The organism is Bradyrhizobium neotropicale (assembly GCF_001641695.1).
In the GTDB taxonomy this organism is placed as follows: domain Bacteria; phylum Pseudomonadota; class Alphaproteobacteria; order Rhizobiales; family Xanthobacteraceae; genus Bradyrhizobium; species Bradyrhizobium neotropicale.
This window is the reverse complement of sequence record NZ_LSEF01000078.1, coordinates 14,254-26,813: the sequence shown is the minus strand read 5'-3', so window position 1 is coordinate 26,813 and position 12,560 is coordinate 14,254. Positions and strand designations below refer to the sequence as shown.

Annotated in this window: 11 protein-coding genes; 10 read left to right on the top strand and 1 reads right to left on the bottom strand. The window is 59.0% G+C overall.

The window, feature by feature from the left end; genetic code table 11:
- Positions 1–1,173: 1,173 nt before the first annotated feature.
- From metC to AXW67_RS40840, 3 genes are all read left to right on the top strand, one after another.
- Positions 1,174–2,472 (top strand): cystathionine beta-lyase, encoded by a 1,299-nt coding sequence (gene metC / locus AXW67_RS24995; RefSeq protein WP_245315715.1) that lies wholly within the window; start codon positions 1,174–1,176, stop codon positions 2,470–2,472.
- A 512-nt stretch (positions 2,473–2,984) separates the two neighbouring features.
- Entirely contained in the window at positions 2,985–3,185 is a 201-nt protein-coding gene (locus AXW67_RS24990) for a hypothetical protein (protein WP_245284093.1), read from the top strand.
- A 210-nt stretch (positions 3,186–3,395) separates the two neighbouring features.
- Positions 3,396–3,854 (top strand): MerR family transcriptional regulator, encoded by a 459-nt coding sequence (locus AXW67_RS40840; protein WP_082905716.1) that lies wholly within the window; start codon positions 3,396–3,398, stop codon positions 3,852–3,854.
- A gap of 125 nt (positions 3,855–3,979) precedes the next feature.
- Here the strand turns inward: AXW67_RS40840 and AXW67_RS24985 are convergent, their stop codons facing one another.
- The gene (locus tag AXW67_RS24985) at positions 3,980–4,924 is read right to left on the bottom strand and encodes a LysR family transcriptional regulator (protein WP_063680006.1); all 945 of its coding nucleotides are present in this window, start codon (positions 4,922–4,924) and stop codon (positions 3,980–3,982) included.
- A gap of 888 nt (positions 4,925–5,812) precedes the next feature.
- Between AXW67_RS24985 and AXW67_RS24980 the strand changes: the two genes are divergently transcribed.
- From AXW67_RS24980 to AXW67_RS24950, 7 genes are read left to right on the top strand one after another with little or no spacing between them, the layout of a single operon-like run.
- Positions 5,813–6,409 carry a NodA family N-acyltransferase gene (locus AXW67_RS24980; RefSeq protein ID WP_063680034.1) on the top strand — a complete coding sequence of 199 codons (597 nt, stop codon included), beginning with the start codon at positions 5,813–5,815 and terminating at the stop codon, positions 6,407–6,409.
- On the top strand, positions 6,406–7,062 hold the full coding sequence (gene nodB, locus AXW67_RS24975) for a chitooligosaccharide deacetylase NodB (protein ID WP_063680005.1): 657 nt from the start codon (positions 6,406–6,408) through the stop codon (positions 7,060–7,062). Before AXW67_RS24980 ends, nodB begins: the two co-directional genes overlap by 4 nt.
- 15 nt (positions 7,063–7,077) lie before the next feature.
- Positions 7,078–8,433, top strand: a complete 1,356-nt coding sequence (nodC, locus tag AXW67_RS24970; protein ID WP_063680004.1) for a chitooligosaccharide synthase NodC — start codon at positions 7,078–7,080, stop codon at positions 8,431–8,433.
- A gap of 36 nt (positions 8,434–8,469) precedes the next feature.
- Positions 8,470–9,072, top strand: coding sequence for a nodulation methyltransferase NodS (nodS, locus tag AXW67_RS24965; RefSeq protein ID WP_063680003.1), 603 nt, complete (start codon positions 8,470–8,472; stop codon positions 9,070–9,072).
- 21 nt (positions 9,073–9,093) lie between these two features.
- Positions 9,094–10,809, top strand: coding sequence for a nodulation protein NodU (gene nodU / locus AXW67_RS24960; protein ID WP_063680002.1), 1,716 nt, complete (start codon positions 9,094–9,096; stop codon positions 10,807–10,809).
- Positions 10,725–11,714 carry a nodulation factor ABC transporter ATP-binding protein NodI gene (gene nodI / locus AXW67_RS24955; RefSeq protein ID WP_201723711.1) on the top strand — a complete coding sequence of 330 codons (990 nt, stop codon included), beginning with the start codon at positions 10,725–10,727 and terminating at the stop codon, positions 11,712–11,714. The genes nodU and nodI overlap by 85 nt, the downstream gene beginning before the upstream one ends.
- A complete protein-coding gene (locus AXW67_RS24950) occupies positions 11,707–12,495 on the top strand; it encodes an ABC transporter permease (RefSeq protein ID WP_063680000.1) in 789 nt (262 codons plus the stop codon). Before nodI ends, AXW67_RS24950 begins: the two co-directional genes overlap by 8 nt.
- Positions 12,496–12,560: the final 65 nt, after the last annotated feature.

Below are 12,560 nucleotides of genomic sequence, written 5' to 3'. Positions count from 1 at the left end.
CCGAGGGCCAGTAACAAGCTCCATTGGCCAGAGCCTCCGCCGCCGCTGCCGGTGAATTGCGGTAGTCCAACGTCTCACCAGCAAACACGATTGCGAAGCCCTTCGGGGTTGGGACGATCTGAGCCTTTCCCGCGCGTGTCCTAAAGATCCATTTCACCATTTGTAGTTCTCCGCAAATCTGTTCTGTTGCGCCTTTGGCTCTTGAATTTCTAGAGCAAGGCCGCGCGATCGACCGTGTCTCGGTAGGTTAGTTGCATGGACAAGGGGGGCTCGCCGATTTATTGGTTTTGAAGAGCGGCCCTAGCTCGGGCGTGAATACGACGTGGAGCGGAGCTCCGAGTTCGCTCTCTTCCCGCCGGTACTGCGACAGCGGTTTGATCCGATGTGCGCGTCGTTTCGGCCGCAAGACGTTGAAGCCGCGGCTCGCGATACGCTAGCGAATTGCCGCCGTCGAGCCGAAGAGGCACGTGCAAGCCGTCGAAACAAGATTGTCAGGGGGAAATTCGACATTGGCTGGCGACCGCGATGCGAAAGAATGTCCTTCAAGCCTCTGCCGCTTGTGCTCACCCACGCAGCAGCGGCTCGCCCACGTCAGCAGGTTGAAAAGCTGTTGCCGGATCGGAAGTTTCGAGAACTTATCGAACATGCAGCGGGCAGCCACTGGACAGACATAGGCGCTATTCGTCGTCATCTTAGCACGCATTTCTGGGGCTCGGCGCCCCTCAATTCAAGCAGTGTACAACCTGACGCGACGTTCGGATCAAGCTCTTTCCGTGTCGTCCGGGCGATGTCGTACTCGGCACAATGCGAAGTGATTGCGACAAACGACAACAATGTAGTCTCAAAAGGACCGAGAGGGAAAATCGTGCCTGCCAACGGCCCTGTGTGGAGAATCGAGTTCTCAAGCTGAAGGATGGGCAGTAGACCATCACTGTTAGCTTGAGTGCGCGTTTTGGTGAAGCGCCAACGTTGAGGGCGGATCTGTTGCTGCGCGCTAATATTTGAACACCTCCAGACGGACCTCAGCCGCTTTCAGAGATCACTCTGCGCTAAAGCGTCATTGAAGAGCCGCATCGGGAGTGGCGCCATTTTTGCAGAAGCGATTCGGTCGGAGTGCTCAGATGCGGTGAGCAGGCCGTTTGTCAGAGCACAAGGGACGGAGAGCGGGCTGCCATGAAGCGTCTGAGGGATGACAGAGATATGCCTGCCATTGAGACCCTGCTTTGCCATCTCGGCCGTACGCCGGCTGAACATGCTGGCATGGTGAACGTGCCGGTCTACCGAGGGTCAACCATTCTGGCCGAGACCCTGGAAGATTGGGAGAAGCAAAACAAAGATTATCCGAGCTACGGGCGCTTCGGCTCGCCGTTGTCGCGGGCGCTTGAAGCCGCCATCTGCAAGTTGGAGGGCGGCTATCGCTCAATTCTCTTCCCATCGGGGCAGTCTGCGTGCACCCACGCGCTGCTTGGCTGTTTAAAGGCTGGCGACCGTGTACTGATCAGCGATGGCGTCTATACGCCCGTCCGGTCGTTTGCCGATGAGGTCCTCACCAAACTGCAGATCGAAGTCCAATATTTCTCTCCGACTGAGCCATCGGATCTGTCGGCCAAGATGAACGCGAAGACCAGGGCCGTCTATCTGGAGTCACCCTCGTCCTTCACTTTCGAGGTTCCGGACGTGCCCGCACTTGCCGCAATTTCCCATCGGGCAAATGCGCTTGTGATCATGGATAATACCTGGGCAACCCCTCTGTATTTCAGGCCGTTTGAGCACGGCGTTGACATTTCCATCCATGCTGCAACGAAATACATCGTGGGTCATTCCGACGCCTTCTTAGGGGTTGCGACCGCGAACGAAGCCGCATGGCCGTTGATCGAATCGAGTGCGCATCAATTCGGCGAGCTTGCTGCGCCAGACGATATTTATCTCGCGTTGCGTGCCCTGCGTAGTCTAGCTGTCCGCATGGAGCGGCATTGGGAGAATGGACTGAAGCTCGCACAGAGCCTCCAAGTGCATCCGGCTGTCAATAAAGTCTTGCACCCGGCTCTTCCAAACGATCCCGGTCATGGGCTTTGGAAGAGAGACTTTTCCGGCGCCAGCGGGCTCTTCGGAATCGTTCTCAAGCCGATATCCCGGCGCCAGCTCTCGGTCTTGTTCGATAGCTTACGCCTCTTTGGCATCGGCCTGTCTTGGGGCGGATATGACAGCCTCGCTCTGCTGGTTGATCCACCGAAGCGAACGGAACCGTCCGTCGCTCGTGCTCCCGGGGCCGCTGATTCGCATTCATGCGGGTTTGGAACGGGTGGGCGACTTGATCTCGGACCTGCATCAGGCGCTGCAGGCAGCATACGACGCCGGGACCGGCGGAGCAGTCGAGCGACGAGAAGAAGAGCTCATCAATTGATTTCTGACAGCCACTCGGCCCGGATGCGCTTCGTCCGGCGCAAGCGCGAAGAGGTGTTTTGGGGGTGACAGCGTTACATGTCGGAAAGTTCGAACGCCGTCGGAGAGATAGCGGCACCCCCGCATCATTTCGGGTACGGCGCGCATGATCAAACCGAGCACTCGCAGCTGGGAGTCCTGAAAATGAGCGCCTTTGTCGAAAGGTGTTGTCGCCCTCCATGTAAGCCATATACGCGCTGCTAATGAAGGTGAGTCTGACCGGCGGAATGAGGCGGACGTTCCGAGGACAAAGGCGTGCACACTGGCGCTCTCAGTAGCGAGGAGTGAGTTTTGAGGCCGATCAGTCGCCCACTTCCTCGGCGGAGACGTTGCCAACTCGGTATGTTGAGAAAGATGGAGCAGGTGCTTTCGCCGATCGCAGACGTCACGCGTCGTCGTGTTGCGCCGCGTCGATTCCAGCACCGAAGGATTCTGTATGATGACCTGTACGCCGTTGGTCAGTCTCTTTTTTGCCCTAACACGGACAAAACCGCTTGCAAGGTGCCGAACCCTTCGCGAAGTGTGACAGGAGGGTGGCGCAAGTGCTGCGGGTAATCAGTGGTGTTTATGATCCAGAAGATCTTTCTGCATTGGGCAAGATTTTTGATGACGCAATCAGCGCGCTGCCGCAAAGCATGCGAACCCCTGCCAATCGAGCAGAAATCGCCAAGCTCATTCTGCGGCGCGCGGGGCAGGCTGAAGTGGACGTCCTGAGAAAATTGATGGCAGCCATCGCTGCCTAGTTGAACGCCGTCCACACGCCCGGCAACGTCAGCCGATAAAATCTCACGCGGCGGGCCGTTGGGTGCATCTTTCGGTGTGCGCCCGGCGCGCGCAGGTCAACTCGATGACGAGATCAGGTAGGCCTTGCGCTACGAAAAGGTCGTCACAAGATCACTACATCATCAAAATCGCTTGAACCTTACGCGGCGTCAGGTTGTAGCTCGGTACACATGACCAGACCAACAACACTCAGGCGTCGATGGAGACGCATCGGTGAACTTGCAGAGGCGACGGGCGTAACCGTTCGTACGCTGCGTCACTATGAGGAAACGGGGCTGCTCGCTGCCTCGCAGCGGACAGACGGTGGTCACCGGATGTACGACCGGGAAAGCGTCAGAAGGGTGTGTCACATTCTGGCGCTTCGCGAGCTTGGATTCTCTCTTCAGGAGATTCGACAGGCGGTGGAGGGAAAGACCTCACTTCCTGCCCTGCTCAACGAGCAGTTGGAGCGAGCAGAGCGTCAAGTGACGCGCGCAACGGTTCTTCGGGATCGGTTGCGCGATATCGCAATGAATTCCGAAGCAAATGTCAGCGTGGACGAACTGCCTGAGCGACTAGATGCAATGACGCGGCCCGACAATTGTCCCCAGAGCCGGCCGCGTAACCGCACTGACGACGACAACAAGTGACGCGGATGTTGGCAGCGACGTGGAGCGCGTCGTGCCAGCGATCGCGACCGCGCAGTATGTCCTGCGCGCGAGTGGATGAGCACCGCAAGGCTTGGGAGGAGCGGACGAGAGGCGCACCAGGCAGATCAGTTGCGCCTGCGAGCTCGGCTGTTCTCGCGTTGAGGAGACATGCGAGCTGCCTGCTCGAGCAACAACTGTCGCATCCAGATGCTTGCTGGATCGGTATTGTGAAGCGCCGGCCATTGGACGGCTTCGGTGAAGCCGGACAGCGGCAGTGGAAGTTTGATGAGCCGAAGGGGCATCGTTTTCGCGAAATGCTTGGCCAATGTCAGGGGCATCGTGGCAATTCTGTCAGTATCCAAGAGTAAGGGTGGGACCATGCTGAAGCCTTGGACGATGACTTCGAGCCGCCTCTTGAGGCCGTGATCGAGCAGAAACCATTCCTCTATGGAGGGGATTCGCGTGCGACCAAATTGGACCGCAACGTGCCCCATTGACATGTACCTCTCGAACGTCAACTGCCGCGATAGCTGCTTGTTCGCGCGACAACCAACGCAGACGAACGTCTCTTCGTAAAGCCTCGCCTTTGGATGGCCGCCTGTCATGTAAAGCTCGGGCAGGATGAGAAAATCGATCTCGCCACGCTGAAGAGCCTGATCCGGATAGTCCGTGAGACCCATAAGTTCGAAGCTGACGGCTGGAGCGTCTCGCGCAACGCGCTCTATGACGCTCCGAAGAAACACGAGCGTCGCGTAGTCGGAGACGCCGATCTTGAAGCAGCGGTCGGATTGCGCCGGGTCGAAGGCCTCCCGGGAAGCGATGGAGAGCTGGATGTGAAGCAGGGCTTCGCGGGCCGGAGCGGCGAGCGCCTCTGCGCGAAGCGTAGGGACGAGCTCACGTCCTCTCATCGTAAAGAGCTCGTCGCGAAAGTAGGAACGCAACCGCGCAACGGCTGCGCTCATCGCCGGTTGGCTCAAATTTATGCTGCGCGCCGCTGCCGTGAGGTTGCGCTCGGTCATCAAAGCATCGAGCGCGACGAGGAGATTGAGATCAAGGCCTCTAAAACCCATGTCCGTCACCTATCCATAGGCCAGATGCATTTAATCCAAACAATCGATTGTACCAATCCCCGCGACGTGACGTAGGGAAATCGTACGTGATTTTGAGAGTTTGTAGGTTTTGGAGAAGCGCACTTGGCACAGCAGTTCATAAAGATTGGTTATGAACTTTCGCCTGCGGTGACGCCGGCCGCCGTGGCGAGGTTGGCGCAAGCCCGTAATCGCATTTGGAGGCATCTCCGCCACTCCAACTGTGGCCAGTGTGGTCGACGACGTTCAGGTGACGAACGCGAGGGTTGGGTCGCTGCATTCGGCAGGGCCATTTCGGCTCAGCGAACGCTTGGGCTCTCCTGTCAGACGTTCCGGCGCGCAGATCAGCTGGTGACGGGCGCAGGGGTCTCCGTGACTGCGAGGGTCGCGTTCAGTGTGGCTGGCGGCGCGCTCCACCGATGCAGTCCTAAGTGCCGCGATGCGTCCTCGCGAAGCAAGCCGCCGTTTGAAAAGCTCCATGTCGCCATCGCAAGCAGTGTAGCTCGCTGTGCGGGGGGACGACGGTCCGAACGTGCGAGAGCTTGCTCGAAGCGGGGCCAGGTGAGGCCACGCGGAGCGTCGGCTGGGGCCGATGCGATTACGAAAGCTGGAGATGATCGGACGCGCGGCGGTGACGACGCTCACTGCAATTTGGCTTCGATCGAGCTTCCCGGCGCCAACGGTTATGGCGGCCGCCAGCAAGTGGGGATCGTTGAGACAGGTTCGTTCGCGAAGCCGGAGGCGCGAGGGACCAATTGCACGATGGGCCAGCATCCGCGATCGCGAAGAGACGATCGGACGTAGATAGACGGCAATATCGATCGAAACGCGTGTTGTGTCCCGGTAGGACGAGGAAGAGGAGAGATGTCCATGCGCTCTGAAATGCGCTGGAGGCTATGCTGGGAAAGCGAGCTCGAGCTCGCAGACCACATCGAACTGTCCGAGTTTTTCCGAAAGGCGTACGGAGCCAATGGTGAGTTCAATGCAAAGCCGTTCGAGGGCGGCCGGAGCTGGGCCGGTGCAAGGCCCGAGCTGCGCGTCATCGCGTACGACTCTCAGGGTATAGCGGGCCATGCCGGCGTACTGCGCCGCTTCATCAAGGTTGGGACCGTCGACGTACTGGTCGCCGAAATCGGATTGTACGCGGTGCGGCGAGATCTTGAAGGGCGGGGAGTCACCTATCACGGCGCGATCCACTTCATGTATCCGACCCTGCAGGAGCTTGGCGTACCTTTCGGATTCGGTGGGGTTCGGCCTGCAATGCAGAAGCACGTCGAAAGGATCGGCCGGCACGGTTTCGCGACGGTTTTCACGGGCATGCGCGTGCGGTCCACCCAACCGGATATCTATCTCAACGTGCCCGCGACGCGGGATGAGGACGTACTGGTCGTAGTCTTGCCGATTGCACAGTCGATGGGCGATTGGCCCGCGGGTACGACAATTGCTCGCAATGGGCCAGAGCTATGACACATTTCTATCGCTTTTCGGAAGTGCGTAGCGAGTACGCGAGCGGCAATGCCGATCGCAACGTTTACCTCACGTTTGACGACGGCCCAGATCCATTTTGCACGCCGGATATTCTGGACGTCCTGGCAGATCATCGAGTTCCAGCGACGTTCTTCGTCATCGGCGCGTACGCAGTGGATCATCCGAAACTGATCCGGCGAATGATCACCGAAGGGCATGGTGTCGGAAACCACACCATGACCCATCGGGAGTTCTCCAGATGCGATCCCGTCGAAGTACAAGATGAAATCCTGACGGCGAGCGCAGCCATCAAGACGGCTTGTCCGCTCGCCTCACTGCGGCACGTGCGCGCGCCCTATGGGATTTGGACCGATGAAGCGCTTGCCGCGTCGGCTAATGCTGGACTGGCCGCCATGCACTGGTCGGTAGATCCAAAAGACTGGTCGCGTCCTGGCGCTGAATCGATTGTCGAGGCGGTGCTCACTGCGGTTCGGCCGGGCGCAATTGTGCTGCTACATGATGGATGTCCTCCCGACGAGCGGGAGCGCGGCATTCATGCCTGTCGAGACCAAACCCTCAAGGCTGTGTCCCAGCTTATCCCGGCATTGCACAACCGAGGGTTTTCAATCCGTTCGCTCCCGCAAGTTCACTGAAACGCCGAGTATCACATGGACCTTCTTGCCACGACCAGCATCGTCGCTGTGTCTTCTTACGCGCTGCTCTCCACGGTCTATAAGAGTGTACAGGCGCTTTACGCTGTGTCCCCGGATCCATCGTCCGCGCCTCATGATGCGTCCAGTTCCTACATTCCGCCGAGTGTCGATGTCATCATTCCCTGCTTTAACGAGGATCCGCAGACGTTATCGGCGTGCCTACAGTCCATCGCAAGCCAGGACTACGCGGGAGAATTGCGGGTCTACGTGATTGACGATGGTTCTACAAACCGCGGCGATGTTGCGCCCATCCATCAAGCCTTCGCGCGCGACCCGAGATTCGAGTTCATTCTGCTGCAGAAGAACGTTGGCAAGCGCAAGGCGCAGATCGCGGCGATCCGCCGTTCATCCGCAGATTTCGTGCTCAACGTCGACTCTGACACGAAGCTGGCGAACGACGTGGTCACAAAGCTTGCAGGCAAGATGCAAGACCCAGCGATCGGCGCGGCCATGGGGCAGTTGACGGCCAGCAACCGGACGGAGAGCTGGCTGACCCAGTTGATTGATATGGAGTACTGGCTGGCATGTAACGAAGAACGCGCCGCGCAGGCTCGGTTCGGCGCCGTTATGTGCTGCTGCGGCCCCTGTGCGATGTACCGCCGTTCGGCGCTGGATCTACTGCTCGATCAGTATGAGACACAGTTCTTTCGTGGAAAGCCAAGCGACTTCGGCGAGGACCGTCATCTCACGATCCTGATGCTGAAAGCCGGGTTTAGGACGGAGTACGTTCCAGACGCGGTCGCGGAAACGGTTGTGCCGGATAGCTTGGCCCCGTACCTGCGGCAACAACTCCGCTGGGCACGGAGTACATTCCGCGACACGTTGCTTGGACTGCGCCTGCTTCCCGTTCTCGATCGCTATCTTACGCTCGATGTTGTGGGGCAGAATCTAGGCCCACTGCTGCTTGCCCTCTCGTCACTCTTGGCGATTACCCAACTGCTGCTCACAGCCACGGCGCCGTGGTGGACAGGATTTACGATTGCGTCGATGACCATGGTTCGCTGTAGCGTGGCAGCAATTCGCGCTCGTCAGCTTCGCTTTCTTGCCTTCGCGCTCCACACGCCCATCAACATCTTTCTACTCCTTCCAGTGAAGGCGTATGCGCTGTGTACATTGAGTAACAGTGATTGGCTGTCACGCAAGGGCGCCAATGCGCCAGATCCGGATGAAGACAAAGTCATTGCGCGAACCCAGATGGTAAGCCGGAAAAACGCCCTCGAGCGCCCGTGTGATGACGCTTGTGCAAGCCGCAACCTCGATCCCCGAGGCTCGGCCTTGATGGCATCTGACAGCCCTTGCAGTGGCGAGTGATCATTTCAAGCGACCCGAGGAGAACGGCTCGTGAGCATGGACATGACCTATCGATCGTTAGACCGGGAACTGACTGCCGAGGATCCGTGGCGTCTCGATGGCAATCCGTTCGAGCGGAAGCGTCACGCCGAAATGCTTCGGCTGTCGCTGACCCGAGGTGCGATCAAGAACGCCCTCGAAGTCGGATGTGCGGCCGGTGCGTTTACCGAAATGCTCGCTCCCCACTGCCAGCGACTCACCGTCGTCGATGTTGTGCCGCGAGCAATTAGTCGGGCGAAGGAGCGGACGAGGCAATGGTCTCATATGGTATGGGTCGTCTCGGATATCCAACGTTTCTCGGCGGCAGAATCGTTCGATCTGATCGTCGTGGCGGAAGTTCTCTACTATCTGGCTGACACAGTGGAGATGCGCACGGCAATACGCAACCTGGTGGGAATGCTCGCGCCGGAAGGACTTCTGGTTTTCGGATCGGCGCGCGATGCCAACTGCCGGCGCTGGGGTCACGCTGCTGGTGCGGAGACCGTTATCGCGATCTTGAAGGAAACTCTGATCGAAGTCGGCAGGGTGCACTGCCAGGGTGAGTCGGTCAACGAGGATTGCTTGCTCGCCTGCTTTCGCAATTCAATTCAACCCAACTGACGACCTTGGAACGGGGGAACTATGCGCATCTGCGGTATCAAGTTGACGCATGACGGGGCGATTGCCCTGATCGAAGATGGACGCTTGGTCTTTTGCGTCGAGCAGGAGAAGCGAAGCAACAATCCGCGTTATCAAGCGATCGACAATCTCGACACAGTCGTCGCTGTCTTGGCAGAGCACGGTCTCGATCCACAAGACGTTGATCATTTCGTCATCGACGGCTGGGACGGAGAGTTCGAATCACAGTTCCAGCTACTCAGCGGGACGACACCTATCACGCTTCGAGGGGCGCCGTATGTGGAGCGGGATCCCGAAGGCCTCCTCACGGCGCATAAGGGCCTCAAGCTCATGCTTGACGGCAGAAACTTCCCGTACACAAGCTATCCGCATGTCACAGGCCATGTGGCATCCGCGTATTGCACCAGCCCTTTCGCCAAAGCCGGAGAACCCTCATTTTGCCTTGTATGGGACGGCTGCATCTTTCCACGTCTGTATTATGTAGAGCCGCACAGGGCTCGGTTCGTCGAGACGCTGTTTCCGATGATAGGCCATGCCTATGCCGCTGCAGGCCATCACTTCGGTCCGTATAAGCAGACCAGCCGGACCAATTGGGATCTGGGCACAGCGGGCAAGATAATGGCCTTCATCGCGCTCGGCTCTGCTGATGAAGACATTGTGGAGGTATTTCGGCAACTCTACGAGGAACACTTTGCCGCCGAGACGGAGCGTGCTCGCCGTTATCGTGCGGACATCCATAACGCGGAGTCCGCGTTGGCCGCCATGCATGAGTTCTTCGAGGCCAGCGCGCTCAGGCTTGTAGACAAGCGAGCCGAAGATGTACTCGCATCATTTCATTGCTTTCTCGAGCGTCTCCTTGTCGAACAAATAGCGATTGCCTTGCTGCGGCACTCGGGCCCGGGATCGCGCAATTTGTGTATAGCCGGTGGCTGCGGTCTCAATATCAAGTGGAACAGCGCCCTGCGTGCAACGGGCTTATTCGATGCCGTCTGGGTGCCTCCGTTTCCGAATGACAGCGGCTCGGCAATTGGTGCAGCGTGCGCCGCCATGGTGTCGGACAAAGGCTTCATGCCTCTGGAATGGTCGGTCTATAGCGGTCCAGCCCTGCGTGATGGCGCCGTATCGTCCGAATGGGAGGCGGCGCCGTGCAGCATGCACGAACTTGCCGCGATCCTCGCGAGCAACAAGCCCGTCGTGTTCCTCGCTGGACGAGCCGAGCTGGGGCCACGCGCGTTGGGTGGCAGAAGCATCCTAGCAGCGCCGACATCGGCGGAAATGAAAGACTATCTCAACGATATCAAATTTCGCGAACATTTCCGGCCAGTGGCGCCGATATGTCTTGAGGATTGCGCGCCGAAAATGTTCGATCCAGGGACGCCAGATCCTTACATGCTGTTCGATCATCAGACGCGAGAGGGCTGGCGCGACAAGATTCCCGCCGTTGTACATCTCGATGGGTCCGCCCGGTTGCAAACGATTCCTCGAACCTCTTCGCATAAGGTCGCAGAGTTGCTCGTTGAATATGAAAAGATCACTGGCGTTCCGCTCCTCTGCAATACCAGCGCCAACGAGCATGGACGTGGGTTCTTCCCGGACGCCGAAGCGGCCTGCCGATGGGGGCGCGTTGAGCACGTATGGTGCGACGGGCTATTGTGGACGAAAAAGCTGGCCTCCGTCGAAGGGGCAATAGCAGGCGAGCTGACTCCATGTCCAGCGTAGCGCTCGAACTTTCCGACGTAAAGAAGTCGTATGGCCAGAAGGCGGCCATCAATCGCCTGTCGTTCGCGGTGAGGCCGGGGGAGTGCTTCGGGCTGCTGGGACCGAACGGCGCAGGAAAAAGCACCATTGCGCGTATGATTCTCGGCATGGTGCGGCCTGACGCGGGCAAGATCACCGTGCTCGGCGAGCCCGTGCCGGCTCGCGCTCGCCTGGCGCGGATGCGAATAGGCGTCGTCCCGCAATTCGACAATCTCGAGCCGGAGTTCACCGTTCGCGAAAACCTGCTGGTATTCGGGCGCTATTTCGGAATGAGTGAACGCAAGATCAAAGCGGTCGCGCCAGAACTGCTCGACTTCGCGCGCCTCGAAGGCAAGGCAGATGCGCGCGTCCGTGAGCTATCCGGAGGCATGAAGCGTCGCTTGACCTTGGCGCGGGCTCTGATCAACGACCCCGACTTGCTGGTCATGGACGAGCCGACCACGGGTCTTGATCCGCACGCGCGCCATTTGATTTGGGAGCGTCTTCGAGTTCTCCTGGCGCGTGGCAAGACGATCCTCTTGGCGACGCACTTCATGGAAGAGGCGGAGCGGCTGTGCGATCGCTTGTGCGTGCTTGAGTACGGACGAAAGATCGCCGAAGGCGAGCCCCACATATTGATCGAGCGAGAAATCGGCTGCGATGTCGTCGAAATCTATGGCGGCGATCCGCAGGAGCTATGTGCGCTGATCAGGCCGCATGCGCGGCGCGTCGAAATAAGCGGTGAGACGCTATTTTGTTATGCGCCGCATCCAGACCAGGTGAGTGCGAAGCTCCACGGGCGGCCGGGTCTTCGACTGCTGCAGCGCCCGCCGAATCTCGAGGATGTCTTTCTGCGGCTGACTGGGCGGGAGATGGAGGATGCTTGAGGGTTATGCGACGGCCATGCCTGCCAACGCCTACAACTGGATCGCGGTATGGCGACGCAACTACCTTGCGTGGAGGAAAGTCGCGGTCGCCTCGCTTCTCGGAAATCTCGCAGATCCCATGACCAATTTGTTTGGTCTCGGCTTTGGCCTCGGAGCCATCGTAGGGCGTGTTGAGGGCACGTCATACATCGCCTTCCTGGCCGCTGGCATGGTCGCGACGAGCGCGATGACGTCGGCGACCTTCGAGACGATTTACGCTGCTTCCGGGCGCATGAACGTTCAACGGACCTGGCAGGGGATGCTGTGTACGCAGCTCACGCTCGGCGACATCCTGCTCGGCGAATTGGCGTGGGCGGCCAGCAAGGCGGTCCTGGCCGGAACAGCCATTGCGATTGTAGCCGCAACGTTGGGCTATGCAGCGTGGTCGTTTCTTCTCTACGGGCTGCCAGCGATTGCTCTTAGCGGATTTGTCTTCGCTAGCCTGGCGATGGTGGCCGTGTCGCTCGCGCCAAGTCACGACTATTTCGTATTCTATCAGACGCTTATCGTCACCCCGATGGTGTTCCTTTGCGGTGCGGTCTTTCCGGTGACGCAGCTGCCTGCCGCCTTGCAGGACGTGGCTGGTTTGCTGCCTCTGACCCAGTCGGTCGATCTCATCCGGCCAATGATGCTCGGTCACGAAGGGGGCAGCGCAGCTTTCCATATCGGGGCGCTGTGTCTCTATGCAGTGTTGCCGTTCTTGTTGTCGGCGGTACTTCTCCGTCGACGCCTGATGAGCTGACGCCAGTTGCGCCGAAATAGGAGACCGAAGATGCAGCGTCGTGAATCGGGTAGCAACGGGATGAA

What these genes read in the sequence shown, in the direction of transcription:
- AXW67_RS40840 (WP_082905716.1), top strand. Translation starts at nt 3,396, where the DNA reads ATGACCAGACCAACAACACTCAGGCGTCGATGGAGACGCATCGGTGAA.
- AXW67_RS24950 (WP_063680000.1), top strand. Translation starts at nt 11,707, where the DNA reads ATGCTTGAGGGTTATGCGACGGCCATGCCTGCCAACGCCTACAACTGG.
- AXW67_RS24980 (WP_063680034.1), top strand. Translation starts at nt 5,813, where the DNA reads ATGCGCTCTGAAATGCGCTGGAGGCTATGCTGGGAAAGCGAGCTCGAG.
- AXW67_RS24985 (WP_063680006.1), bottom strand. Translation starts at nt 4,924, where the DNA reads ATGGGTTTTAGAGGCCTTGATCTCAATCTCCTCGTCGCGCTCGATGCT.
- nodB (WP_063680005.1), top strand. Translation starts at nt 6,406, where the DNA reads ATGACACATTTCTATCGCTTTTCGGAAGTGCGTAGCGAGTACGCGAGC.
- nodC (WP_063680004.1), top strand. Translation starts at nt 7,078, where the DNA reads ATGGACCTTCTTGCCACGACCAGCATCGTCGCTGTGTCTTCTTACGCG.
- nodU (WP_063680002.1), top strand. Translation starts at nt 9,094, where the DNA reads ATGCGCATCTGCGGTATCAAGTTGACGCATGACGGGGCGATTGCCCTG.
- nodS (WP_063680003.1), top strand. Translation starts at nt 8,470, where the DNA reads ATGGACATGACCTATCGATCGTTAGACCGGGAACTGACTGCCGAGGAT.
- nodI (WP_201723711.1), top strand. Translation starts at nt 10,725, where the DNA reads ATGGTGCGACGGGCTATTGTGGACGAAAAAGCTGGCCTCCGTCGAAGG.
- metC (WP_245315715.1), top strand. Translation starts at nt 1,174, where the DNA reads ATGAAGCGTCTGAGGGATGACAGAGATATGCCTGCCATTGAGACCCTG.